Origin of the sequence: Paracoccus sp. TOH, from assembly GCF_030388245.1 — a bacterium.
Classification (GTDB): Bacteria; Pseudomonadota; Alphaproteobacteria; order Rhodobacterales; family Rhodobacteraceae; genus Paracoccus; species Paracoccus simplex.
The window spans coordinates 354,496-379,516 of the sequence record NZ_CP098362.1 but is presented as its reverse complement, the minus strand read 5'-3'; the positions used below and the strand labels follow the sequence as shown (position 1 = coordinate 379,516).

The following is a 25,021-nucleotide window of genomic DNA, read 5'->3' as shown; positions in this document are numbered from 1 at the left end:
GCGATGTTCGATATCGTCACGAAGTCTGCCGCCGGCCTGGCGTCTGCCGCCGGCCTGGCGGTGCTGCTGCTGGGGGCCGGCCTGGCCGCGGCCGAGGCGAGGCTCGACCCGATGCAGGCGCTGGCGGGCCGGCCCGCCGGCTCGAACCCGCTTGACCCGACGACGGCGATCCGTGCCAAGGTCGATGCCGGCGCGGCGCGGGCGGGGAACGAGGAATTCGGCGGCCTGCCCGATGGCGAGGGCGCCGAGGACACCTATTACCAATGCGTCGCCTGCCATTCGACCGAGATCATCAAGCAGCAGCGGGTCACTGACCATCGCTGGGACGAACTGTGGACCTGGATGGTCGAGGCGCAAGGCATGGTCGAACCCGAGCCGGAAACCAAGGCGCTGATCCTCACCTATCTCAAGACGAACTTCTCGTCAGAGAGATAGGCCGCCGCCGCAACGGGGGGCGCCCGCAAAAAGGGCGCCGCCTTGGCCGGCTTTTCGGCCGGCGCCGGGCGGTGTCATCGACCGCCCGGCCGATCGGGCTGTCCCGCAAGCGGCGCCCGCTGCGGGCTTGCAATCCGGGGTGCGCGGGGTTTAGATATGTAATGTAATAACATTTCATATCGAGGATACCCATGTCCGCCAGCCGCCTTGCCGACGATCCGCGCCTGCCCGTCACCGTCCTGTCTGGCTTTCTCGGCGCGGGCAAGACCACGCTCCTGAACCATGTCCTGAACAATCGCCAGGGCCGCCGGGTCGCCGTCATCGTCAACGACATGTCCGAAGTGAACATCGACGCCGATCTGGTCCGCGAAGGCACCGAACTGTCGCGGGCCGAGGAAAAGCTCGTCGAGATGACCAATGGCTGCATCTGCTGCACCTTGCGCGACGACCTGCTGGCCGAGGTGCGCCGGCTGGCGCAGCTGCGGCGCTTCGACCACCTGCTGATCGAATCCACCGGCATCGCCGAGCCGCTGCCGGTCGCCGCCACCTTCGATTTCCGCGATGCGAACGGCGACAGCCTCTCGGATATCGCCCGGCTCGACACCATGGTCACCGTGGTCGACGCGGTGAACCTGACCCGCGACTTCTCGAGCCACGACTTCATCGCCGAGCGTGGCGAATCCCTGGGCGAGGCGGATGAGCGCCGGTTGGTGGACCTGCTGACCGAGCAGATGGAATTCGCCGATGTGGTGGTGCTGAACAAGGCCAGCGCCGCGGGGCCGGCCCGGCTGGACCAGGCCCGCAAGATCGTCCGGGCGCTGAACCCGGATGCAAGGCTGATCGAGACGGATTTCGGTCACGTCGAGCCGGATGCGATCTTCGACACCGGATTGTTCGACTTCGACCGCGCCCATATGCATCCGATGTGGGCGAAAGAGCTTTACGGCTTCGCCGAGCATGTGCCGGAAACCGAGGAATACGGCATCTCGTCCTTTGTCTATCGTGCCCGCCGGCCGTTCCATCCGCAGCGGATCCATGAGGTTCTGACCGGCGAACTGCCGGGGGTGATCCGCGCCAAGGGGCATTTCTGGATCGCCTCGCGCCCCGGCTGGGCGGCAGAGTTTTCGCTGGCCGGGGCCCTGTCCAGCGTCCGGCCGCTGGGCGGCTGGTGGGCCAATGTCCCGCAGGAGCGCTGGCCCAGCCATCCCGAGGCGCTGGCCGAGATGCGCCGCAACTGGGTCGAGCCCTGGGGCGACCGCCGGCAGGAACTGGTCTTCATCGGCACCGGCATGGACCGCGAGGCGATCAGCCGGGCACTGGACGATGCGCTGGTCATGGCGGCGGGCTTCACCCCGCAGGACTGGCAGGACTTGCCCGATCCCTTCCCGCAATGGACCGGGCAGCGCGTGGCCTGAAACCGGCCCGAGGCCCGGCGGCGCAAGGGCTCAGGACGTTTCCCGAGCGGCGGGGCCACGAAACGCCGCCAGCCAGCCCAAGGTCTCGTCGGTGGGGCGGCCGGGGCGGTATTCGGCGCCCAGCGGCCGCGTCCAGCCCAGATCCTGAAGCACGCCGTAGACATGGCGGTAGTCCAGCTCGCCATGATCGGGCGCGCCGCGGTCGGGAACCGCGGCGATCTGGACATGGCCGAGGATCTCGCGGTGCTGGCGCAGCCGGCGCGAGATGCCGCCCTCCATGATCTGCAGGTGGTAGCAATCGAACATCAGCCGCAGATTGTCATGCCCGGCCGCCTTGATGATCCGCGCCGCCTGATCCGAGCCGGTCAGGAAATAGCCCGGCGCGTCGTGGCGGTTCAGCGGTTCGATCAGGATGGCGATGCCATGCGGCCGCGCCAACCGGCAGGCATGGTCGAGATTGGCGCGAAAGACGCGCCCGGCCGCGTCGCCCTCGGCGAAACCGGCCATGACATGCACCGCCGGGCAGCCGATGGCGCGGGCATAGTCCAGCGCCTGCTCGATCCCGGCCCGAGCCTCGGCCTCGCGTCCCGGCAGCGCGGCCAGGCCGTTCTCGCCCGGCCGGCCGCGGGCGGTGTTCAGGCCCAGCATGGCCAAGCCGGTCTCGGCCAGCGCGGCAGCGGTTTGCTCGGGCGGCACCGCGTAGGGCCAATGACATTCGACGGCATGGAAGCCGGCGCGATGGGCGGCGCGGATCGCCTGCGGCAAGGGCAGGTCAGCCCAGAGAAAGCCCAGATTGGCCGAAAACCGCGTCATGCATCCCCCCGCACCCTCGTGCCGGCACCAAGTCACCGACCCGGGCCGGTGTCAACCGCCCGCGCATCCGGGACCGCGCCCGCGACCAAGACGGCCACCGCGCAGAACGACCCGATCCCGGGCACCGGCAAATGCGGGGCGACGGACACCAGTCACGGCTTTCGCAACGATAGCACGGCACGCCTCGACAAGGCCGAGGCCGAGGCCGAGCGGGCGGCGCTCAATAGGTCACGGTCACCACCACCGTATCGGCATAGGCGCCGGGTGGCGGCGTGGGCTGGGCCGGAACCCGGCCATGGACGGTAAAGCTCTGCATCGCGCCCGAACCCGCGGCGGTCGTCGCCAGCCCGTCAGCGGGCTGCCCCCAGCCCAGCGTCCGGCCGCTGTCGCGGTAAAGCTGATAGCCGATCCGGTTGCCCGCCAGATCCTGCATGTGGCGGTCGTTCACGCCGCCGCCATGCAGCCCGTAGCCCAGGCCCAGGTCGTAGCTGGACCCCGCGGTGCAGGTGACGCGGATCTGGCTGCTGGCATCGACCGGCTGGTCCAGCAGGCCGACCGTGCCGAAATCCAGATCATCCGCCTCGACCCGGCAATCCGGCACCACCTGCCCCCGCACGGTGAAGCTGAAGGTGGCCGTCCGGTCAACGCAGAGCAGCAGGATGTTGCAGGTCCGGTAATCCACCCGCACGTCCAGGGGATTGCGCGAGAAGGCCGAGGCATAGTTGCCCGGCACGACCGTGTTCTGCCCGGTAGGCACCCGGGCATAGACGGGCACGTTCATGCCCGAGCCGGTCAGCAGGGTCAGGATGCTGGCCCCGGCCAGCCGCAGGCTCTGGCCGCCATGGCTGCCATAGCTGCCGCCGAAGACCACGCTGCGGGCGGCATCCTGATACAGCTCGAACCCGAGCCCGGTCGACGTGCCGGCGCTGGTCATCCGCCGCAAACCGCCGCCAAGCCCGCCCATCCCCTCGCCCAGGTGGATGCGCATGTCGATCGAGGACAGAAGCCCCAGGAAGGCCGAGCAGCTGATGGCGATATTGCCCACCGCGTCGGTCGGGCTGCCGCCCAGCACGTCGACCGGACCCAGCACCATGTCGCTGGCGGTAAAACTGCAGCTCTGCGCCCGCGCCAGCCCGGCCGAGGCCAGCAGCAGCGACAGGGCGATGATGGCCGGGCGCAACAGGGGCGCCAGTCGCAAGGCGGTCACAGGCAGGGCACTCCTCGGATTTCGGTCAGGGTTCCGGGCTGGTCGGCATAGTCGAACTGCGCCGCGCAGCCGCGGCCGTCGGGATAGGAAACCAGGATCTGGTTGCGGTCGCGCAGGTTCAGCGCGAAGACCTCGCCGTCGAAGCCGACCAGCAATGCGCCGTCGTCGGTGCCGTTCACCACCACCTTGCCGCCGACCTGCAGCGGGGCGCCATCGGCGCCGACCAGTGCGACCAGCGCCTCGCGTGCGCTGGCCTCGACGGCGAAATCCACGCGGGCGCCGGCGTGATGGGCGGGACGCACGGTCTGTTTCGTCACCCCCACCGCGGCATCCAGCGGCAGGCCGGCCGGTCCGATCGAGACGCTGTTCGCCTCGTAGGCGCGCAGGTCGGGCACCAGGATCTTGCCCGAGCGGCCGGTGCGGCCGACGGGGCGGTTCTCGGCGCTGACCTCGACCCCCGGCGCGCCGGCATCGACCACGGCGAAGGCGTCGTCGATGCGCCGCGACAGGAAGACGCCGCCGCCGGCCGCAACCACCGAGCCGTCCAGCCGCAGCCCCAGGCCGCGATTGCCCCGCGAAACGCGGGCGGCGACTTCCGCGCGCCCCAGTCGGCCTTCGCGCGCGGCGCTGCCCTGCAGGGCAAGCCGCTCGCCCCGGTCGGCCTGCAGGCGCCAGCTCCAGCCCGGCACGCGGTGCTTGCTGCGCCCGCTGGCGGTGGCGTATTGGCGCCAGCCCTCGCGGCGACGTTCGACCATTATCCCGGCATCGCGCCGCCCGCCCAGCGGCATGTGCAGCTGTGCGCCGATCACCCGGTCCTCTTGCGGGCCGCGCTGCGCCAGTGCGGTCAGGGTCAGGCTGGCATCGCCCAGAACCTGCCGGTTGTAGGAGATGCCGATGCTGGCCTCGTCCCGCGCATCCGCATGGCGCAGGTCGGACAGGAACAGGCTGGCGGCGCTGCCCCGCTCCGCGAGCGGCAGGGAAAGCGCCAGTTGCGCCGCATGCCGGGGAAACTCGGCCAGGCCGGGCTCGACCAGATCGGGATCGGCGGTCAGCGCCGCGATATCGGTGAACAGGCCGCCGGTGCGGGTGATGCGGCCCGAAAGCTGCGCGCGCCCCAGACTCAGCTGGGTCGAAAGGTCGAGCAGGTACCCCTGGCCCCGCTCGGCGCGGCTATGGGCCAGGCTCAGGCTGGCGGTGCCCAGATGCGCGATGCGGAAGGTGACGCCCAGCCCGGCCATGGCCAGAGCCTCGCCGCCCTCGGCATGGGCCAGCAGCGTCAGCCCGTCGGTCAGCCCGTAGCGCAGCGTCGCCACGCCGAACGTCCCCCCGGCATAGCGGTCGCTGTCCGAGCCGATGCCCAGCCGCGGCCGCCCGGCCGCCAGCGCGAAATCCGCCATGCCCCGGCGCAGCAGCTCGCCGGAAACCAGGAAGGGCAGGTCGAGCTGCGTCTCGCGCCCGGTGACATCGCGCACCACCACCCGCGCCATGCCCGAGCCGCCCGAGAGCGGCAGGTCGTCGATGCGGAACGGGCCGGCGGGGACATCGGCGGCATAGGTGCGGATCGACTCGGCAAAGACCTCGACGGTCGAGGGCAGCGCGGCGCTGCCCTCGAATCCCGGCAGCGGCAGGGTGACCAGGTCGGGACGCAGGCCGAAATTGCGTTCGACCATCAACCCGCCCAACCGCACCGGCCGCGACCAGCCGGGGCCGCGGGTGGCGATGTCGCCCAGTTGCACCTGCACGGCGCGGCCGGGAAAGGCACTGCGCCAATAGCTGTCGAGCCGACGATGGCGCAGCGCGCCGTGCTCGTCCTCGGCCGTGACGAAACCATGGGTCAGCGTGCCCAGCGGCATGAACAGCCGGGCGTCGAAACTGCCCGAGACGTCATGATCCCAGCCGCCCGCCTGGCCCTGCCAGCTGTCGAAGGCCAGCCCGTAATTCAGCACCAGCCCATAGCCATGATCGACGGCGGGGGCAGCGTCCTCCTCCTCCGCCGCCGCCGGCAGGGGTTCGGCATCGGCCGCGGCGCTTAACACATGCGGCGCCAGCAACGCGTCGGGCACAATGAAGCGGATGGTCTGCTCGGGTTCGATCAGCCGCCAGCCAAGGCCGGGGATGCTGTCCAGCCGCACTTCGCCTCGGGTGGCGGTTCCGTCGGGCAGGATGCCGCTGTTGCGCAGCTCGCCGGCATCGGCGGACAGCACCCCGCCGCCCAGGTCGGTGAAACGGGTGATCAGGTTCATCGGCCGGCCGTTGACGAAGACCTCCAGATACAGCTCGCGTCCGGCCGGCGGCGCCTGCTGCGCGTAAAGCGGGCCGGCAAGCACGACGAGAAGCGCCAGGGCAAGCAGGTTTCGGATCGGCGGGTATGCCCTGCCCCGGCTAGCGCGCCGGAACCTGGGCATCCAGCGTCCCGAGGTTGGTCGCCGCCGTCAGCCGGGCGCCGCCGCCCAGCCGGCCGGCCGGCGCCACCGGCCATTGCATGGTCGAGCCGCCCAGCACATAGCCCATCAGCCCGGGCCGCGAAACCGAGGCGCCGCTGGCACCGCTGAGCCGCAAATCGGCCAGCCGCAGCCGGGTGTCGCCGCGGTTCTGCGCCACCAGAAAGGTGGCGCCGCGGCTGCTGCGCAGCGCCCAGGCGACATCGGGATTGCGGGCACCGCCACCGATGAAGAAGACCGGGATGCGCAATTCGGTGGCAAAGGCGACGGCGCCGCTGCGCCTACGGCCTTGATCAGGCACCTCGTTGAGGACAACGCGCCAGGCTTCCTCGCCCCTGACCGCAGATTTGGCGGTGCGCACCACGCGGATGGTCTGGGTGGCGCCGGGCGGCAGCCGGGTCGCGGGCGGGCTGACCACCACCTCGCCGCTGCGGCGCAACTGCTCCTGCCCGCCGGCTTGCGTCCAGCGGAAGGCGCGGGCCTGCACGGTGATCGTCTCGCGCCCCTCGTTGCGCAGGGTCAGGGTGGCGGCCGCGCCGGGGGCGGGCACCTCGAGCAGGACCGGCGAGACCCGCAGCCCTTCGGCCGCGGCAAGACCCGACAGCGCAAGCGCCATCGAAGCGGCCAGAAGGCCGCGGCGAAGCAAGTCGAACATCATGGGTATCCCGCTTAGTAGGTGACGGTCACGGTCACGGTATCGGTATAGGTTCCCGGTGCCGGGGTGGTCTGGGCGATCACCCGGCCATAGACCGTGAAGGATTCCGCCGCCCCGGTGCCGGTCGCGGCCAGGGTGTCGGTGCCGACGGTATCGCCCCAGTTGGCGGTGCGGCCGCTGTCGCGGAACAGTTGATAGCCGATGGTGTCGGCGCCCGCGCTCATCAGCCGGGTGGTGGTGGTCGCCCCTGCCCCGCTGCCTTGGTCCAGGCCGATGTCATAGGGGGTGGAATTGGTGCAGGCGACCTGCAATGTGGCGCTGGCATCGACATCGCTGGTCAGCACGCCGGCATTGCCGAAATCCAGCGTCTCGGTCGAGATGATCTGGCATTCCTCGGCGATCGTGATGCGGACATTGAAGCTGTCGGTGGCGGTCTGGGCGGAAACCACCAATGGCATCAGGATGATACATCCCGCCAGTGCTGGGCGAAGGGTCGCTTGGATCATGTGTTGTTCGTCCGGCTGTCGCCGACCAGTGCGGCGTGGATCAGGGGGATTTGGACATATGCACTGGGAAACGGTAAAACTTAAAGTTGTTAATCATTATTAACAAACAATCATGCCGTCAACGGGGATCGCCGAGCCATACGCGCGATTTCCAAGGATCCCCGCCGGGAGCCGCCGAACGCGCCGGCCTTGCCGGCGGGGGGCCATCCTCTGACTGAATTGGTCAAAAGGGAAGGCGGTCGGATGTCGGCCCGCGCGCCTGGCCTGTCCACCCCCCCCCGGTCGCTGCAGGCTGCCTATCTGCGCGATTGGATGCGCCGCGACAGCCCGGCCGGCACGCGGGCGACGCCCAGCCCGAGGATCGGGCTGACGAACACAGGCAGGGGACCATAAGCATCCATCGGCGCGCTCTGTTCTTGCCGACCGTGGCGTCCGGCCATCCCGAAGCCCGGACCCGGGGTTTTCCAGCCCGTGCCGGAAGGCATCGAAACAGGTATTCCAGACCGCCTGCGGCGGATTAACTGCCGCCGATATTCCTTCCGCCGGTTTGTCACAAACAAGATCTTGGAGAGATTCCCGCCGCTCCACAGAATATGCCCGGCCGCAATTCCCGGGAATAAAATTCACGCGGATTTAACGCCTTGATCCGACAATTCCTTACCGGATTGCATGATCCGTGCTAATTTCAACTGGTGCGAATGGAGATTCGACATGCGGTTCCTTGTCCTTTGCCTGTGCCTGGCCTTTGCCGCGGGTCCCGCCCTGACCATCACCTCGGCCGAAGCCGGACCCTGCGATCCCAACCTGCAGCGCTGCTGACCCGCAGCCTGGGCCCCGGCCCACGGCGCCGGGCCTGATCCATATTCAACGGTATCGGAGGCCTCATGGAAAACCCATGGCCCGCCGGGGTTCCCTTGTCACTGTGGACGTATAACGGTTTGCGTCCCGATGCGCTGGCCCAGATCCCGATGATGGGCATCAAATTCGCGCCGGGCTTTCTTTATGCCTTCGCCTTCGGCTGCATCTTCATCGCCGTCTTCGCCTGGAAACGCTTTCAGGTCCGCTCGGATGTCCGATCCGTCTCGCGTGCGCTTTCGGATCTCAGCCCCAGCGACATCGGCGGCCATGGCGCGCTGATCCGGGCCTATTTCATCTATGCCGGCGCCATCCTGCTGCTTTACGTCTCGCTGACCTTCTTCGGCCGGCTGATCCTGCAATCCACGCAGATGATCCCGGTGGCCGGCATCCAGATGGACCTGGACAAGCTGCAGTTCGACAGCCTGCAATGGCCGCTGATGCTGGCCTTCGCCTTCGCCGGGCTGGCCGAGATGCTGCCGCCGGTCAAGGTGACCGAGGGCTGGCTGCGCAACCGCGCCTATCGCGCCGTCGGCATCCCGGTGCGTCTGGAACAGACCATGCGCAACCTGATCGTGTCGCTGGACGCCGCCTGCTCGACGGACCGGCCGTCCGATGCGCTGTCGCGGCGGCTGCAGATCTATCGCGACCGTTGGTCGGCCACGCTGGCCCGCCATGCCTGGACCAACCAGCCCGACACCCAGCGCCAGTCCCGCCATGACGAGATGGTCCTGCTGCTGGCGCAGTTGGAGATCCTGGTATTCTGGGCCAAATCGGCCCGCGGCAACTGGCCCGGGCACGAGGTATCGGCCTTAGTCCGCGAGATGGAACGGAAATATGTCGCCGACGCCGTGGCGCTGCTGGACGAGATCCATGGTCGCATGTTCGAGGAACCGCCCGAGCCGCTCGACAAGGACCTTCGCGCCCGCCGCGCCCGCTTCGCCGAATTCCTGGCCGCCGGCGCCACCCGGGCCGAGGCGCTGCGCTTCGATCTGGTGGGGATCCTGGCGATTTTTCTGGAGCGCGACCCGGACAGCCCCGCCGACAGCGCCGATGCGGCCGAGCATGCCGCCGAACCGGCCGCAGCCGGGGCCGAGACGCCGGCGCGCATCGACCCGGCGCTGCACGACCTGCTGACCCGCACCGAACGGCCCGACACCGCCGGCACCGGCCCCGAGGCCGGGCTGTTCCTGGCGCTGATCGCGGTCTTCCTGTTCTATGCCGCAGCAGCCTGGCGCGGCATCCTGGAGCCCATCGGCGCCTTCGTCGAAACCAGCAACGTCTATGGCGTGCTGGCCACCGCGCTGGTCGAGACGCTGCGCATCGCCGCGCTGACCTGGCTGCCGCTGCTGGCGGCCTTCTCGCTGCGGCAATATCTGTGGGACAATGGCGACTGGGCGGGTTCGGCGAAATCGCAGCGCCGCTCGGGCTATGCGGCGCAGATCTTCGGCTGCCTGTGCCTGGGGGTGACGGTTTCGGTGATCGCGCTGGCCGCGGTGGCGGCGTTGCGAGCCTTCTTCGTCGCCCCGACCTCGGCCTATTTCTTCAGCCTCTATGTTGGCAGCGTGGCGCCCTTTGTCATCTATTATCCCAGCCAGGCGATCATCCTGCTGGTGCTGATTCCCATGGCGCTGCTGTCGGCCGACCTGCGCAAAAGCCAGGCGATGCGCCTGTGGTATGGCGTCGCCTGCGCGATCGGCGTGGCGCTGCTGTCGATGGAGCATCTGAAATACTGGAATCCGACCCTGGCCGAGGATTGTCCGGGTCTCGGCATGCTCGCCTCGGCCAATTGCGCGAAACGCTTCGATCTGACCGGGCATCTGGTTCTGGCGGTGCTGGCCTTCCTGTCGGCCGGGGTATTCGGCGAGCTGCCGCAGCGCGTGCGCCGGACCCGGCCGCGCTGGCCGGCGCATGGCGCCACCGCCACGGTGCTGGCGCTGCTGCTGATGCCGATGGCGGGCAAGGCCCAGACGCTGGCGCCGGATGGAAGCATCCTGCTGGACGGGCGCGAAACCGTGGTGCTTGGGGTGCGCATCGACGCGCCGCCGTTTTCCTATGCCCTGCCGGGGGCCGAGCCGGACCGGCCCGGCTCCTACCGGGGCTTCCTGGCCGATCTCTGCTTTGACATCTTCGCCGGCAGCGCCCGCTACGACCTGGTGGTCCGTCCTGTCACCGCAGCGAACCGCTTCGACGGGCTGAGCCCGACTGCGGACGCGGCGCAGCGGATCGACCTGCTTTGCGACACGGTGACCATGCGCTTCTCGGACCCCGAGCGCACGCTGAACAGCGTGTTCTCGCCGATCGTCTTCGCCTCGGGCGTGTCCTATCTGGATCAGGTGGCGCGTGCGCCGCGCCATGACGTGCTGATCGGTTATATCGGCAACAGCACCGCCCGCGACGTGGCCTTCAAGACCTGCGAGATCGACCGCTTCAACGCGCTGCTGCCCTTTCAGCGCCCGCTGCTCTACCAACGCTGCAAGCTGCGCTGGAGCGCGGCCACCGCGCACGAGGAGTTGCGGCGCGCGGGCGACGATCCCACGGCGCCCAAGGTCTTCGCCACCAGTCCGCGGCTGCTCGCGGCACTGGCGGCGCTGGACCTTGCGGCGCAGCGGCTGGACGAGGCCAGGCGCGAGGCCGAGATCCAGTCGCTCGACCCCGGCACCGCCAGGCTGCTTTCCGCGGTGCGGGACAAGGTCGAGGTCGATGCCAAGCAGATGGATTCGCAGGTCGCGCGCTGCCTGAAGCTCGCCGATGGCAAGGACCGCAACGCCGCCTGCGCCCGCGCTTTCCTGGACCTGCAGGATACGGCCTGCGCGGCCAGGCCCGAGACCCCGGAAAAGACCGGCAAGCGCAAGCCCATCGAGCAGATGCCCTGGCCCGACTATCATTTCTGTCCGCTGTCCAGCCATGCCGAGCTGATCGAATGGTTCTGCGCCGGCCCCAGCAATCAGCGTCGCATCTACATGGGCGACCGCGAGCTGATCCTCGACCGGCTGCAGAACTGGAACGCCGCGCATGGTCCCTGCCTGGTCGAAAGGCCCGACGGCGCCGAATACCTGTCCTATGAGCCCTACGCCTTCCCGATCTCGATGCGCCGGCCGGCGCTGATCCAGTTCGTCCAGCGGCGCATCTACGAGATCTTCTCGCATCGGGCGGACATGAACAGCCGCTTTTCCAGCAGCTTCAAGGGCCGCGAGATGTCCCCGGCGCTGGCCTATCTGTTCCTGCTGAACGCGGTGGTGGACGAGGCCGGGATGATCGCCGGCGAGAACGAGCAGCCATCCAGCGGCGGAGAAGGGCGATGAAGATCCAGGTCCAGGGCAGGCACATGCCTGCCGCCGCCACGGCGCCAGCCAGCCCCGGCACCACGGTGCAGCAGAACGTGCGGCTGGCCGTGACCCGCACCGAGGCGCAGCCGGTCGAGCTGGACCTGGCCCCGCAGCAATTGCTGGAGATCGAGACCGAGGACGGCGACCTGCTGTGGATCCGCGGCGACGAGGCGGCCGAACGGCTGGGCGCCGGCGGCGTGCTGGGCCGCTCGGCCGCGACGGGCGAGCAGGTGCTGATCCTGCGCGATCTTGTGCTGCCGCCCGGCCCAGACGATCCGCCGGGAACGCGCGACGCGCTGACCTGGGCGATCGACCGCGTGGCCGTGCTGGACGTTTCGGCCCCCGCGGTCGAGGTGGCCCGGCAGATCGAGGATGCAAACCCGGATCTGGGCCTGCATCGCTGGACGCCCGAGGGCCGGCTGGAGCCGGTCGATTTCGCCGGGCAGCAGGACAAGCCCTGGCTGCTGTTCCTGCATGGCACCGCCTCGTCCACCCTGGGCAGCTTCGGCAAGCTCGTCGCCCGCCAGCCGGCGATCTGGCAGGGGCTGCACAGGGCCTATCAGGGCCGGATCATCGCCCATGATCATCGCAGCCTGACCGAGGATCCGGTGCAGAACGCCCAGGCGTTGCTGGACCTGCTGCCCGAAGGGATCGAACTGCATCTGGTCAGCCACAGCCGCGGCGGGCTGGTGGGCGAGTTGCTGGCGCTGGGGCAGATCGCCCGGCGCCACGACGGCTCGGTCTTCGATCAGACCGACCTGGCCGCCTGCCCGGCCGAGGCCCGGGCGCGGCTGGAATCGCTGGGCAAGACGCTGGTCGACCGCGGCGTGAAGATCGGCCGCTTCGTGCGCGTCGCCTGCCCGGCGCGCGGCACCAGCCTGGCCGGCGGGCGGCTCGACCGCTGGCTGAACCTGGTCTTCTGCGCCTTACGGCAAAGCGCCCGGCTGCTGGGCGAGGCAGCCGAGGAACGGGTCGAGGATCTGGGCCGGCTCGCCCGCGCCGCCACCGCCTCGCGCGACAGCCCCGAAGCGCTGCCGGGCATCGCCGCCATGGCGCCGGAGCATTCGCCGCTGCTGGCGCTGCTGAACCGCCGTCGAACGCTGGCCGAGGGGGCGACGGATGCGCTGGTGGTCATCGCCGGCGACATCCAGCCCTCCGGCGCGCTGCGCAAGCTGGCGATGTGGTTCGCCGACAATTTCTTCGACGGCGACCACGACCTGGTGGTCAACACCGCCGCGATGGATGGCGGCATTCCGCGCGGCCCGGTGCCGGTGCTGCTGGACCGCGGTGCGCGGGTCACGCATTTCAACTATTTCGCCAACGACACCACCGCCGGGCAGGTGCGGGACGCGCTGCTGGACCCCCGGCGCTTCCAGAGCCGCGCCGATTCGCCCGAGGAGCGGCTGCGCCGGGCCGAGGAAGCCGACCCGCGCCGCGGCGTCAGCCTGGTCGAACAGGAGGGCCATACCGCGCTGGCGGTGATCGAGGATCTGTCGGCCCCCGCCCTGCTGCGCGGGCCGGCCCCGCCGCTGGCGGTCATCCTGCCCGGCATCACCGGCAGCCATCTGTCGGCCAACGGCCGATGGGTCTGGTTGAACCCCGCCGGCATCTGCCTGGGCGGCGTGGGCCGGCTGGCCATCGACAGCCCCTCGGTCGGCCCGACCGGCATCATCGAGACCTATTACGGCGGGCTGCGCGCCCATCTGTCGCGAACGCATCAGCCGCTGCCGCTGGCCTATGACTGGCGGCTGCCGATCCAGGTCGCCGGCGCGGCCGTGGCCCGGGTGGTGCTGCAGCGCCTGGGCCAGGGCGGACCTCGGCCGATCCATTTCATCGGCCATTCCATGGGCGGGCTGGTGGCGCGCGCGGCGCTTTGCGATCCGCAGCTGCAACGCGCCTTCGCCGCCAGCGGCGAGTCGCGGCTGCTGATGCTCGGCACGCCCAATGGCGGCTCGCTGGCGATGGCGCTGGCGCTGCTGGGCCATTCCCGCACCATCAAGGCGCTGGCGGCCCTGAGCCTGGGCGAGGACCGCGCCGCCATCGCCGCGATCATGCGCCGCTGGCCCGGCGCGCTGCAGCTGCTGCCGCCCGAGCTGCTGGATGCCGCGGCTTGGGCCGCGCTGGCCGGGAACCGCGGCCTTGATCCGGCGGCGGTCAAGGCCGCGCGGGAGTTCTGGCGCCTGATGCAGGGCGATGCCGGCCTGCCCGCCGGCCGCTGTCTCTATCTGGCCGGCATGGGCCAGACCTGCGACCGGCTCTATGCGGTCGGCACCGGCCCGGACGGTCCGGTCCTGCACATGACCACCACGCCGCGCGGCGACGGCACCGTGCTGTGGTCCTCGGGCATTCCGCCGGGCGTGCCGGCCTGGTACGCGCCGTCCCAGCATGGCGACCTGTGCAAGGACAGCTCCCTGCATCCGGTCATCGCCGGCCTGCTGCTGGACGGCAGGACCGACGCGCCGCAGGTGACGCGCGACACCGGCCTGCGCGGCCTGGAAGCCCCCGACATCCCGCGCAAGGCCGTCCCGGCCGAGGCGGAACTGCCGCTGATCCCCGCGGCGCCGCAGCTTCTGGCCATGGCGATGGGCGGCCGCATGCCCAGCCCCGCCCCGGCCGAGGCGGCGCCGGCCGAGGTCCGGGTGCGGGTGGTGCATGGCGATCTGAGCCATGCCAGCCATCCGATCCTGGTCGGCCACAACCTGGGGGATCCGATCCGGGGCGCCGAGCAGGCGCTGGACCGTCAGCTGCACGGCCGGCTGGCCCGGCGCGAGGCGCTTGGCCTGCATCCCGGCCTGATCGGCAACTGGGACGTGCACCTGCAAGGCTGCGCCGGCGATCGCTGCGACAGCGGCGTCCGGGGCGGCATCGTCGTGGGCCTGGGCGTCATGTCGGACCTGACCACCGGCGCGCTGACCGCCACCATCCGCTCGGGCCTGCTGGCCTATGTCGATGCGCTGCGCGACCTGCCTGCCGCAGCACCCACGGGCGCGCCGGATGCGCCACCGCGGATCGGCGTCTCGGCGGTGCTGGTGGGCAGTGGCGCGGGCGTGGTTTCGGTCTCGGACAGCGTCTCGGCGCTGCTCAACGCGGTCGAGCAGGCCAACCGCATCCTGGCCGGCCAGCAGGACCCCGCGGGCGAGGCCCCGCGCCTGGCCGAGGTCGAGATCATCGAGGCGGTGGAGCAGGTCGCGGTCACCGCCTGGCACGCGGTCGGCAACCGCATCCCGAAGATGCGCGACCGCTTCCGGCATCCCGAGCGGCTGATCCAGGGCAGGGGCGGCTTCCGCCGCACCGGTCCCGAGGCCGACCCGGCCTCGTGGATGGAGGTCACCATCACCGCGCCCGACCCGCAGGGCCGGGCGGGCGCACCGCCTTCGGCCAACGGCCCCCTGCATTACCTGCTGGTCGACGGCCGCGCCCGGGTCGAGGCGGAAACCGTCGCCACCAACCGCCGCCTGGTGCGGCACTATATCACCCAGATCCCCTCGGACCCCGGCACGGCGGACGAGACCGGCCTGTCGCCGGGCCGCACGCTGTTCGAGCTGCTCTGGCCGGCGCGGCTGAAGCAGCACAGCCTGGAAGATCGCAACCTGCGGCTGATCCTGGACCGCGAAAGCGCCTCGATCCCCTGGGAGATGCTGGACGACCGCCGCCCCGACGAGGAGGGCGCCTGGCCCAGCCTGCTGAACCCGCCGGCGGTGCGCTATGGCGTGCTGCGCCAGCTGGTCTCGCAGCGCGACCGCCCGGCGCTGCCGCGGCGCGGCGGCCGGCGCACGGCGCTGGTGATCGGCGATCCGCGCGGCGGCGGCAGCCCGCTGAGCCCGCTGCCCGGCGCCCAGCAGGAGGCCGCGGCGGTGGCAAGCCTGCTTGAGGACAGCGGCTTTACCGTCACCCGGCTGATCGGCGATGCCGCCAGCCCGGCGCAGGTGGTCGCGGCGCTGTTCTCGCGCAGCTGGAGCGTGGTGCATGTCGCCAGCCACGGCGTCGCCGGCTGGCAGCCGCGCCCGGAGGATCCGCCGATGACCGGCATCGTGCTGGGCGCGCCGCCGCTCGACGTGCTCGAGGCGCCGCTGCTGGCGCAACTGCCCGAGCCGCCGGACCTGGTGTTCCTGAACTGCTGCCACCTGGGCCGGATCTCGGCCGACGGCCCCTTCTCGGGCGCGCTGCGCCAGGATCGGCCGGGCTTCGCCTCCAGCCTTGCCGTGGAGCTGATCGAACGCGGCTGCCCGGCCGTGGTGGCCTGCGGCTGGGCGGTGCAGGACGATGCGGCCATGCGTTTCGCCCAGGGTCTGTTCACCGAGCTTTGCGCCGGGGCCGATTTCGGCACCGCGGTCCGGCAGGCGCGCAGCGCCACCCATGCCGCCAGCGCCGCCATGGGCTCGCTCGACAACACCTGGGGGGCCTATCAATGCTATGGCCATCCCGGCTTCGGCCTGATCGACGGCAGGCAGGAGCGCGGGGCGCCGCAAAGCGACCCCGCCTCGCCGGCCGAGGCGCTGGCCGAGGTGCGGGCCCATGGCTCGCGGCTGGACATTCTGGGCAGCGGGGCGGTGGTCGCACAACTGTCGGCGCTAAGCGCCCGGATCCGCGAGAACGGCTGGCAGGGTTGCTCGGACCTGGCGGCCGCCCTGGGCGATGCCTATGCCGCCTGCGGCAAGCTGGACCTGGCCGCGGAATGCTATGGCCGGGCCGCCAGCGCCGAGATCCCGACCCTGCCGCTGACCGCCCTGCAGGAATCGGCGCCGCTGCTGAACCGCAGCGACGACGGCAAGCTGCGCACCGCCATCGCCCTGCTGGAAACGCTGAACGCGAGCTGCGGCGCCAGCCTGCGCCGGCATGTCCTGCTGGCCGACCTGCACCGGCAGCGCGCCATCCTGGCCCCCGCCGCCAAGACCCGGCAAGAGGCGCTGAAACGGCTGGAGCAGGCGCTGGACCGGGCGCTGGCCTTGGCCGGGACGGCGCAGCAACCCGGCGCCCGGGCCGAGACCGACAGGCTGCGGCTGCACCGCCTGCTGGCGCAGGCGCTTCTGTCGCAGCCGCCCAAGGCGCTGGAAAGCGATTTCCGGCAGCTTTCGGCGCGAATGGACATCCAGGACCGGGCGGAGCCGCTGCTGGCGCTGGTCGGTGCGGTGGTCACCGGCGATCCCGGCGCCCTGCCCTCGGCGGCGCCGGACTCTCTCCTGCCCGCCGTGGCGCTGGCGCTCGCCGCCCTGCCGATGCGCTCACCGCTGCGCGAGGCGCTGGAACGGCTGCGGGACCGGCCCGGGGAGGGCTGAGCCCGCGGACGCTAATGCGCGTCCGCGGTGGCGAGATAGCGCCGCAGCGCCTCATCCCCGCCGCCGTCCAGCGACGCCTGCCCGTCGCCGCGCAGTTCGGGCGGCTCTTGCCAGCCGGGCTCGATGCCGGTCATGTCGGGCAACTGATGCGCGATGCCCTTGTGGCAGTCGATGCAGGTCTTTTCGCCCGGGATCAGATAGCGCTCGTGGATCTCGGCGGCGCGGCGGGTCTGCTTGGTGAAGTCCATCGCCACCGCGGCATGGCAGTTGCGGCATTCCAGCGAGTCATTGGCCTTGAGCCGCGCCCATTCGTGCTTGGCCAGTTCCAGCCGTTTCTCCAGGAATTTCTCGCGCGTGCTGATGGTGCCGAAGATCTTGCCCCAGACCTCTTTCGAGGCTTGCATCTTGCGGGCGATCTTGTCGGTCCATTGATGCGGGACATGGCAGTCGGGGCAGCTGGCCCTGACGCCCGAGCGGTTCGAGAAATGCACCGTCGGCATCAACTCCTGAAAGACATTCTCGCGCATCTCGTGGCAGCTGGTGCAGAATTTCTCGGTATTGGTGATTTCCAGCGCCGTGTTGAAGCCGCCCCAGAAGATCACCCCGCAGATGAACCCGCCCAGCGTCAGGAAGCCGATGCTGAGAAAGCTGCTGGGCCGGCTGATGACGCGCCAGAACCAGATGAACCGGCCCCAGACCCAGCGGATGCTCGCCTTGATCCAGCCCATGTCACGGGCCCCCGGCATGCTGGTAGCCGTCGCGGAAGCCGTTCGGCACCAGCGGCTTCACATCGGTCTGCTGGACATGGCAGGCGGTGCAGAAATAGCGCCGCGGCGTCACGTCGGTCAGCACCTGCCCGTCGCGGTCCTGGAAATGCGTGACGCTGATCATCGGCGCGCCCGAGCCCTCGGTGAATTGCGGCTTGTGGCAATCCATGCAGCGGTTGGTGTTCACCGTCAGCTGGTAGCCGTCGATGGAATGCGGGATCACCGGCGGCTGTTCGGGATAGTTGCGCATCCGGCGCACGTCGTCGGTGATCGGGCGGCCCAGCGGCGGGATCTCCTCGCCCGCCATCGGGTCGGGCCAGCCGGTCAGCGGCGGGACGATCTGCACCGCCGGCTCGGCCTGCGACAGGGCGGTGCCGACCAGGGCGAACAGCGCCAGTCCGGCCATGGCGGCGGGCCGGATCAGACGGAGAGGATCTTGACCGCGCATTTCTTGAAATCCGTCTGCTTGGAAATGGGATCCGTGGCGTCCAGCGTCACCTTGTTGATCAGCTGGCTGGCATCGAACCACGGCACGAAGACCACGCCGCGGGGCATCCGGTTGCGCCCGCGGGTGTCGATGCGGGTGCGGATCTCGCCCCGGCGCGAGACGACGCGCACCTCGGCCCCCTGGTTGAAGCCCATCTCGCGGGCATCCTCGGGATGCATGAAGCAGCGGGCGCCGGGGAAGGCCCGGTACAGTTCCGGCACGCGCATGGTCATCGACCCGGAATGCCAGTGTTCCAGCACCCGGCCGGTCACCAGCCAGATGTTGTATTCCTCGTCCGGCGGTTCGGCCGGCGGCTCGTAGGGCACGGCGAGGAAGCGGGCCTTGCCGTCGGGATTGCCGTAGAACTGCACGCCCGCGCCCGGCTCGACATAGGGGTCGAGCCCCTCGCGATAGCGCCAGCGGGTTTCCTTGCCGTCCACCACCGGCCAGCGCAGGCCGCGGACCTGGTGATAGGTGTCATAGGGGGCCAGGTCATGGCCATGACCGCGGCCGAAGCTGGCATATTCCTCGAACAGGCCCTTCTGGACGTAGAAGCCGAACTCCTGGGATTCCCGGTTGGCGTAATCGGGATCCAGGTCGGAAAGCGGGAATCTGTCGACGCTGCCATTGCGGAACAGCACGTCGAACAGGCTCTGACCGCGATAATTGGGGTTGGCGGCCAGGATTTCCTCGGGCCAGACCTCGTCGGTGGTGAAGCGTTTCGAGAACTCCATCATCTGCCACAGGTCCGAGCGCGCCTCGCCGGGCGCCTCGACCAGCTGGTGCCAGACATGGGTGCGCCGCTCGGCATTGCCATAGGCGCCCTCCTTCTCGACCCACATGGCGGCGGGCAGGATCAGGTCGGCGGCCAGCGCCGTCACCGTCGGATAGGCGTCCGAGACGACGATGAAGTTTTCCGGGTTGCGATAGCCCGGCCAGGCCTCGTTGCTGTTGTTGGGCGAGGCCTGCAGGTTGTTGTTCACCTGGATCCAGTAGAAATTCAGCCTGCCGTCATGCAATGCCCGGTCCTGCGCCACCGCATGCAGGCCCGGCTGTTCGGGGATCAGGCCTTCGGGGATGCGCCAGATCTCCTCGGCATGCTTGCGGTGTTCGGGATTGGTCACCGTCATGTCGGCGGGCAGGCGATGGGCGAAGGTGCCCACCTCGCGCGCCGTGCCGCAGGCCGAGGGCTGGCCGGTCAGCGAGAACGGGCTGTTGCCCGGTTCGGAAATCTTCCCGGTCAGCAGGTGGATGTTATAGACCATCTGGTTGGCCCAGACCCCGCGCACATGCTGGTTGAAGCCCATGGTCCACAGCGACATGACCTTGCGCTCGGGATCGGCGTAAAGCTCGGCCAGCTGCTCCAGAAAGCCCGGCTCGACCCCGGTCAGTTCGGACACTTTCTCCAGCGTGTATTCGCTGACCAGTTCGGCGAATTCCTCGAATGTCGAGGGCGTGGTCGCCGCCGGATCTTCCGCCGTGCGGGCGGCCATCTCGCGCGGATCGTCGTCGCGCAGCCCGTAGCCGATGCCGGTCGCGCCCTTGACGAAAGTGGTGTGGCGATCGACGAAATCGCGGTTCACCCGGCCGGTCTGGATGATGTGATTGGCGATGTAGTTCAGGATCGCCAGGTCGGTGCCGGGCTTGAAGACGATGGGAATGTCCGCGAGATCCGAGCTGCGATGGGTAAAGGTCGACAGCACCGCCACCTTGACATGCGGATGGCCCAGCCGGCGGTCGGTGACCCGCGTCCACAGGATGGGATGCATCTCGGCCATGTTCGAGCCCCAGAGCACGAAGGCATCCGCCGCCTCGAAATCATCGTAGCAGCCCATCGGCTCGTCCATGCCGAAGGTGCGCATGAAGCCATAGGCGGCCGAGGCCATGCAATGCCGGGCATTGGGGTCCAGATTGTTCGACCGGAAGCCCGCGCGCATCAGCTTGGTCGCGGCATAGCCCTCGAAGATGGTCCATTGCCCCGAACCGAACATGCCAAGCGCCGTGGGCCCCTTGTCCGCCAGCACCCGCTTGGCCTGGGCCGCCATGATGTCGAAGGCTTCCTCCCAGCTGACCGGGGTGAATTCGCCGTCCTTGGCATAGACCCCGTCCTTCTTGCGCAGCAGCGGCTGGGTCAGCCGGTCCGCGCCATACATGATCTTGGACAGGAAATAGCCCTTGACGCAGTTCAGGCCCCGGTTCACCTCGGCCAGCAGGTCGCCATGGGTGGCGATGACCCGCCCCTCCTTGACGCCCACCATGACGCCGCAGCCGGTGCCGCAAAACCGGCAGGGCGCCTTGGACCAGGTGATCTGCAGGGATTCGACGCCGCCGGGCACCGGCTGGGCCGGCGCCGCCAGCGGGATATTGGCGGCCAGCGCGGCAACCCCCGCCGCCTGCGCCTTGAGCAGATCGCGTCTGGAAATGCTCATGCCGGCGCCTCCTGCTCATCGGCGGCCAACACCTGCTCGAAGACCAGATTGGCCGAGAACACGTCCTCCATGATCGAAATCTCGGCCAGCCGGCCGCCGATCTCGCCCACCGAACCGCCCTCCAGCACCAGCACGATCTTGGCACCCCGGACCGCATGCACCTCGGTCCCCGGCAGGGTGGCAAGGCGGCCGGCGACGGCATCGGCCCGTTCCGGCCGGGCGGTGACGATGGCGCTGGAAATGTGGAGAAAACGCGGCTCTGCCTGTTTCAGTTTGCCGGTCAGAATGTCGCGTCGCTGGATCGGTTTCCTGTCTGGCTCGCGCATGGCTGTTCCTAATGCATGGGTCCGGGGGGGCCGAAGATGATCTGCCACATCCACACCAGGAAGCCGTAACCGCCGACGATCCCGACCGAGAGGATCGGCCAGATCACCACGGCGAGGATCAGGAAAGCGATGATTTCATCCCGCTTGCGATGCTTGGGGTGATCGGTTTCATTCGCGGAATCGACCATTTTCGAGCAACCCTTGCGTGTAGACGCTCTGGTTCAATCTTCCCACAAAACCGTGAGGGGTCAAGAAAGTTCCTGCACGAATCTCAGGCGTTCCCGAGAAGCGCGGCAGGACAGGCAAAATGCCCGGACTTGAAAGACAGGCCGTCGAGAGCGAAATAATCACGTATTTGCATAGACTTGCTGTTATGCGACAACACGCCGCACCCGCCGTCCGGAGGGGCAAGCGGGGCTTTCGCGCCTGGCGCGGTGATCCGCCCGGGCCCGGGCGAAGCAGCGGCCACAGCAGCATTTCAGTCCCAAGCAGCAGGTTCCAAGCAGCAGCAGGCAGAACAGGACCAGCCGCCGAAAGGCTGCCGGACTGATCTGGCGGCGCAGCGCCTGCCCCGCCACCAGCAGCACACCGCCCACCCTGAACTGCGACCATTGCAGCAACAGCTTCACCCGCGGCGACGGCGCCAAGCGAATGCCCGACCAGAACCGAACCCGGATGCATCAGCAGGGCGCCGGCGATCTCGGTCAGCCATCGGTCCGGGCAGGGCCGCGTCCACGTGGGCTGTTCGACGATGCCGGCATTCGGACCGCGCCCACCAATGCTGCCAATGCGGCGCCGGTGCCCCGTCAAGGCCGGGGAGAAGCAAGGTGCGAATCATGGCCTTTCTTCTTTCGTCAAATATCCATCATATTAACCGAGTTTTTTGTTCCAAATTCGGCCAGGAACTGGGAAATCATTCCAGCCGGGGCTGAACATGGGATTGTTGCAGCTGCAAAACGCGCAGCATTTATTCCACCATATGGAACATGGATATGCATCGCCGGCTTGCCCACCGCCAAAATTGGCATGATGTGGAATTTATTTCTTGCAATTGGGCATGAGTTCCGCAGAAATCCCCTAAGACGCGGCTGTCAAGCTGTCCACATGATGGATGCAGACAGGGGAAGGGAGAGCCCGCCGCGCAGGGAGGAAGACAATGCAACTCACCGACACCCAGCCGGAGGGCGAGCTGGCGCTTGGCGGCATCGAGGCCATGACCGAACCGAAGCGCGCCGAGCGCTGGATGCGCCCGGTCGAGATCGCCGCCGCCGGTCTGCTGGTGGTGATGATGGTCACGGTGCTGGCGAATGTGTTCTTCCGCTACGTGCTGAGCAAGCCGCTGATCTGGGGCGACGAGGTCGCCTCGATCAGCTTCATCTGGATGGCGATGCTGGGCGCGACGCTGGCGGTGGACCGCCACGAACACATGAAGCTGACCGTGTTCCTGCCGCTGCTGCCCGAACGGCTGGCCCGCGTGGTGGAGGTGGCGGGCCAGGTGCTGGTCTGCGTGCTGCTGCTGCGGCTGCTGCCGGTGGCGGTCGAATACGCCTATGAGGAAAGCTATGTGACCTCGCCGGCCCTGGGCCTGCCGATGTCCTGGCGCGCCTCGGCCCTGCCGGCAGGTATCGGGCTGATGGCGGCGCTGTCGCTGCTTTCGGTGCTGCGCACACGGGAATGGCGGATCATCGCCGGCACGGTGGTCCTGGCCGGCGCCCTGATCGCGCTGCTGTGGTTCGCGCGGCCGACGCTGCTCTCCATCGGCAACTGGAACCTGCCGATCTGGCTGGGCCTGCTGGTCGCGGTGCTGCTTTGCGGCGGCGTGCCCATCGCCTTCTGTTTCGCGCTGGGAACGCTGGCCTATCTGACCTTTGCCAGCCATGCGCCGATCTTCGTGATGATGGGCCGCATCGACGAGGGCATGTCCTCGCTGATCCTGCTGTCGGTTCCGGTCTTCGTGCTTCTGGGCTGCATCCTGGACGCGACGGGCATGGGCAAGGCCATCGTCAATTTCCTCGCCTCGCTGCTGGGCCACGTCAAGGCGGGGATGAGCTATGTGCTGCTGGGCTCGATGTTCCTCGTCTCGGGGATTTCCGGCTCCAAGGTCTCGGACATGGCGACGGTGGCGCCCGCGCTGTTTCCGGAAATGCGCCGGCGCGGCCATTCGCCGTCCGAGATGACGGCGCTGCTGGCGACCGGCGCGGCCATGGCCGATACCGTGCCGCCCTCGATCGTGCTGATCGTGCTGGGCTCGGTCGCGGGGGTGTCCATCGCCGGGCTGTTCACCTCGGGCTTCGCCATCGCCATGGTGCTGCTGGTGGTGCTGGCCGTCCTGGCGCGCTGGAAGGCCCGCAAGGAGGACATGTCGGGCGTCACCCGCGTCACGCCCGCGCTGATCCTGAAGGCGGGGGTGATCGCCGCCCCGGCGCTGGTGCTGCCCTTCATGATCCGCAGCCTGGTCGGCGGCGGCGTCGCCACCGCGACCGAGGTTTCGGCCATCGCCGTGGTCTACGCCTTCCTCATCGGCGTCGTGCTCTATGGCGGCATCCCGCTGCACAAGCTGGGCACCATGCTGGTCGAGACCGCCGCCATGTCCGGCGCGATCCTGCTGATCCTGGGTGCGGCCTCGGCGATGGCCTGGGCCCTGACGCAATCCGGCTTTGCCCGCGACCTGATGGGTTTCGTCACCGGCCTGCCGGGCGGCTGGGTGGTGTTCATGCTGGCCAGCATCGTGATCTTCCTGGTGCTGGGCTGCGTGCTGGAGGGGCTGCCGGCCATCGTGCTGCTGGCGCCGATCATGTTCCCCATCGCCCGCGGCCTCGGCATCCACGACATCCATTACGCCATGGTCATCGTCACCGCCATGAACATCGGCCTGATGGCGCCGCCCATCGGCATCGGCTTCTACATCGCCTGCAAGATCGCCAATGTGCCCGCCGACCAGGTCATGCGCCGCATCTGGCCCTATCTGGCGGCGCTGCTGATCGGCCTGCTGGCCATCGCCGCCGTGCCTTGGTTCTCGACCGCCTTGCTTTGACGTCAACAACCTTCGGGGAGGAGGAAAACATGACAATCACCCGCCGCAGCGTCCTGATGGGTGCCGCCGCCGGCGCGCTGGCCGCGCCCTTCATCCGGCCGGGCGCCGCCCGCGCCGCCGAGTTCAGCTACAAGATCGCCAACAACCAGCCGCTCGAGCATCCCAGCAACGTCCGGCTGACCGAGGCGGTCAAGGCGATCCTCGAGGAAACCTCGGGCGCGGTGGACATCCAGATCTTCCCCTCGAACCAGCTCGGCGCCGATACCGACGTGCTGGGCCAGCTGCGCTCGGGCGGGGTCGAGTTCTTCCAGCTTTCGCCGATCATCCTGTCGACGCTGGTGCCCAACGCCTCGATCAACGGCGTGGGATTCGCCTTCCCGGATTACGACACCGTCTGGAAGGCGATGGACGGCGAGCTGGGCGCCTATGAGCGCGCGCAGATCGAGGGCGCCGGCCTGGTGGTGATGGAAAAGATCTGGGACAACGGCTTCCGCCAGACCACCTCCTCGACCAAGCCGATCACCACGCCCGCCGATTTCGAGGGCTTCAAGATCCGCGTGCCGGTCAGCCCGCTCTGGACCTCGCTGTTCTCGGCCTTCGGCGCGGCGCCCGCCTCGATCAACTTCGCCGAGGTCTACACCGCGCTGCAGACCGGCATCGTGGACGGGCAGGAAAACCCCCTCGCCATCATGAAGGTCGCCAAGCTGTGGGAGGTGCAGAAATATCTCTCGATGACCAACCACATGTGGGACGGGTTCTGGCTGCTGGGCAACCGTCGCGCCTGGGGCGCCCTGCCCGAGGACGCGCAGCAGATCGTCGCCAAGCATTTCAACGCCGGCGCCGAGAAGCAGCGCGCCGACGTGATGGCGCTGAACACCTCGCTGCGCGGCGACCTGGAGGGCCAGGGCTTCGTGTTCAACGACGTGGACCCGCAGCCCTTCGCGGACAAGCTGCGCGAGGCGGGCTTCTATGCCGAGTGGAAAAAGACCTATGGCGACGAGGCCTGGGAGATCCTGGAAACCGCCATCGGCCGGAAGCTGGTCTGA

18 protein-coding genes are annotated in these 25,021 nt (G+C 69.0%); 6 read left to right on the top strand and 12 right to left on the bottom strand.

From position 1 onward, the window contains the following. The first annotated feature begins 3 nt into the window (after positions 1–3). Positions 4–435, top strand: coding sequence for a cytochrome C-552 (locus NBE95_RS18855; RefSeq protein ID WP_289895997.1), 432 nt, complete (start codon positions 4–6; stop codon positions 433–435). A gap of 191 nt (positions 436–626) precedes the next feature. Beyond that, a complete protein-coding gene (locus NBE95_RS18850) occupies positions 627–1,850 on the top strand; it encodes a GTP-binding protein (protein WP_289895996.1) in 1,224 nt (407 codons plus the stop codon). A 30-nt stretch (positions 1,851–1,880) separates the two neighbouring features. Here NBE95_RS18850 and NBE95_RS18845 read toward each other — a convergent pair whose 3' ends face one another. From NBE95_RS18845 to NBE95_RS18825, 5 genes are all read right to left on the bottom strand, one after another. Then, on the bottom strand, positions 1,881–2,663 hold the full coding sequence (locus tag NBE95_RS18845) for a TIM barrel protein (RefSeq protein ID WP_289895995.1): 783 nt from the start codon (positions 2,661–2,663) through the stop codon (positions 1,881–1,883). Positions 2,664–2,883: 220 nt separating this feature from the next. Further along, positions 2,884–3,870 (bottom strand): spore coat protein U domain-containing protein, encoded by a 987-nt coding sequence (locus NBE95_RS18840; protein WP_289895994.1) that lies wholly within the window; start codon positions 3,868–3,870, stop codon positions 2,884–2,886. Next, complete coding sequence (locus tag NBE95_RS18835) at positions 3,867–6,197, bottom strand: fimbria/pilus outer membrane usher protein (RefSeq protein WP_289895993.1); 2,331 nt, start codon at positions 6,195–6,197, stop codon at positions 3,867–3,869. The genes NBE95_RS18840 and NBE95_RS18835 overlap by 4 nt, the downstream gene beginning before the upstream one ends. Positions 6,198–6,252: 55 nt before the next feature. Then, entirely contained in the window at positions 6,253–6,966 is a 714-nt protein-coding gene (locus tag NBE95_RS18830; RefSeq protein WP_289895992.1) for a fimbria/pilus periplasmic chaperone, read from the bottom strand. Positions 6,967–6,980: 14 nt separating this feature from the next. After that, a complete protein-coding gene (locus NBE95_RS18825; protein WP_289895991.1) occupies positions 6,981–7,472 on the bottom strand; it encodes a spore coat U domain-containing protein in 492 nt (163 codons plus the stop codon). Positions 7,473–8,386: 914 nt separating this feature from the next. Here NBE95_RS18825 and NBE95_RS18820 point away from each other — a divergent pair. Both NBE95_RS18820 and NBE95_RS18815 read left to right on the top strand, forming a co-directional pair. After that, entirely contained in the window at positions 8,387–11,632 is a 3,246-nt protein-coding gene (locus tag NBE95_RS18820) for a hypothetical protein (protein WP_289895990.1), read from the top strand. Next, positions 11,629–16,932 carry a CHAT domain-containing protein gene (locus NBE95_RS18815; protein WP_289895989.1) on the top strand — a complete coding sequence of 1,768 codons (5,304 nt, stop codon included), beginning with the start codon at positions 11,629–11,631 and terminating at the stop codon, positions 16,930–16,932. The genes NBE95_RS18820 and NBE95_RS18815 overlap by 4 nt, the downstream gene beginning before the upstream one ends. 11 nt (positions 16,933–16,943) lie before the next feature. Here NBE95_RS18815 and NBE95_RS18810 read toward each other — a convergent pair whose 3' ends face one another. The 7 genes from NBE95_RS18810 to NBE95_RS18780 are packed head-to-tail and all read right to left on the bottom strand — an operon-like array spanning position 16,944 to position 21,969. Beyond that, positions 16,944–17,660, bottom strand: coding sequence for a cytochrome c3 family protein (locus tag NBE95_RS18810; protein WP_289896530.1), 717 nt, complete (start codon positions 17,658–17,660; stop codon positions 16,944–16,946). A gap of 1 nt (position 17,661) precedes the next feature. Beyond that, positions 17,662–18,147 carry a nitrate reductase cytochrome c-type subunit gene (locus NBE95_RS18805; protein WP_289895988.1) on the bottom strand — a complete coding sequence of 162 codons (486 nt, stop codon included), beginning with the start codon at positions 18,145–18,147 and terminating at the stop codon, positions 17,662–17,664. Beyond that, on the bottom strand, positions 18,120–20,615 hold the full coding sequence (napA, locus tag NBE95_RS18800) for a periplasmic nitrate reductase subunit alpha (RefSeq protein WP_289895987.1): 2,496 nt from the start codon (positions 20,613–20,615) through the stop codon (positions 18,120–18,122). Before napA ends, NBE95_RS18805 begins: the two co-directional genes overlap by 28 nt. Beyond that, a complete protein-coding gene (locus NBE95_RS18795) occupies positions 20,612–20,941 on the bottom strand; it encodes a chaperone NapD (RefSeq protein WP_289895986.1) in 330 nt (109 codons plus the stop codon). The genes napA and NBE95_RS18795 overlap by 4 nt, the downstream gene beginning before the upstream one ends. 8 nt (positions 20,942–20,949) lie before the next feature. Next, the gene (napE, locus tag NBE95_RS18790) at positions 20,950–21,129 is read right to left on the bottom strand and encodes a periplasmic nitrate reductase, NapE protein (RefSeq protein ID WP_019353070.1); all 180 of its coding nucleotides are present in this window, start codon (positions 21,127–21,129) and stop codon (positions 20,950–20,952) included. Beyond that, the gene (locus NBE95_RS18785; RefSeq protein ID WP_354670373.1) at positions 21,110–21,751 is read right to left on the bottom strand and encodes an alpha/beta hydrolase; all 642 of its coding nucleotides are present in this window, start codon (positions 21,749–21,751) and stop codon (positions 21,110–21,112) included. Before NBE95_RS18785 ends, napE begins: the two co-directional genes overlap by 20 nt. Before the next feature lie 44 nt (positions 21,752–21,795). Then, complete coding sequence (locus tag NBE95_RS18780; RefSeq protein ID WP_289895985.1) at positions 21,796–21,969, bottom strand: hypothetical protein; 174 nt, start codon at positions 21,967–21,969, stop codon at positions 21,796–21,798. A gap of 185 nt (positions 21,970–22,154) precedes the next feature. Between NBE95_RS18780 and NBE95_RS18775 the strand changes: the two genes are divergently transcribed. Both NBE95_RS18775 and NBE95_RS18770 read left to right on the top strand, forming a co-directional pair. Then, a complete protein-coding gene (locus NBE95_RS18775; protein ID WP_289896529.1) occupies positions 22,155–23,975 on the top strand; it encodes a TRAP transporter large permease subunit in 1,821 nt (606 codons plus the stop codon). A gap of 29 nt (positions 23,976–24,004) precedes the next feature. Then, positions 24,005–25,021, top strand: coding sequence for a TRAP transporter substrate-binding protein (locus NBE95_RS18770; protein WP_289895984.1), 1,017 nt, complete (start codon positions 24,005–24,007; stop codon positions 25,019–25,021).

Coding starts and splice junctions, on each gene's coding strand:
- NBE95_RS18855 (WP_289895997.1), top strand. CDS start 4: ATGTTCGATATCGTCACGAAGTCTGCCGCCGGCCTGGCGTCTGCCGCC.
- NBE95_RS18850 (WP_289895996.1), top strand. CDS start 627: ATGTCCGCCAGCCGCCTTGCCGACGATCCGCGCCTGCCCGTCACCGTC.
- NBE95_RS18845 (WP_289895995.1), bottom strand. CDS start 2,663: ATGACGCGGTTTTCGGCCAATCTGGGCTTTCTCTGGGCTGACCTGCCC.
- NBE95_RS18830 (WP_289895992.1), bottom strand. CDS start 6,966: ATGTTCGACTTGCTTCGCCGCGGCCTTCTGGCCGCTTCGATGGCGCTT.
- NBE95_RS18825 (WP_289895991.1), bottom strand. CDS start 7,472: ATGATCCAAGCGACCCTTCGCCCAGCACTGGCGGGATGTATCATCCTG.
- NBE95_RS18815 (WP_289895989.1), top strand. CDS start 11,629: ATGAAGATCCAGGTCCAGGGCAGGCACATGCCTGCCGCCGCCACGGCG.
- NBE95_RS18810 (WP_289896530.1), bottom strand. CDS start 17,660: ATGGGCTGGATCAAGGCGAGCATCCGCTGGGTCTGGGGCCGGTTCATC.
- NBE95_RS18805 (WP_289895988.1), bottom strand. CDS start 18,147: ATGCGCGGTCAAGATCCTCTCCGTCTGATCCGGCCCGCCGCCATGGCC.
- napA (WP_289895987.1), bottom strand. CDS start 20,615: ATGAGCATTTCCAGACGCGATCTGCTCAAGGCGCAGGCGGCGGGGGTT.
- NBE95_RS18795 (WP_289895986.1), bottom strand. CDS start 20,941: ATGCGCGAGCCAGACAGGAAACCGATCCAGCGACGCGACATTCTGACC.
- napE (WP_019353070.1), bottom strand. CDS start 21,129: ATGGTCGATTCCGCGAATGAAACCGATCACCCCAAGCATCGCAAGCGG.
- NBE95_RS18780 (WP_289895985.1), bottom strand. CDS start 21,969: ATGCCAATTTTGGCGGTGGGCAAGCCGGCGATGCATATCCATGTTCCA.
- NBE95_RS18775 (WP_289896529.1), top strand. CDS start 22,155: ATGACCGAACCGAAGCGCGCCGAGCGCTGGATGCGCCCGGTCGAGATC.
- NBE95_RS18770 (WP_289895984.1), top strand. CDS start 24,005: ATGACAATCACCCGCCGCAGCGTCCTGATGGGTGCCGCCGCCGGCGCG.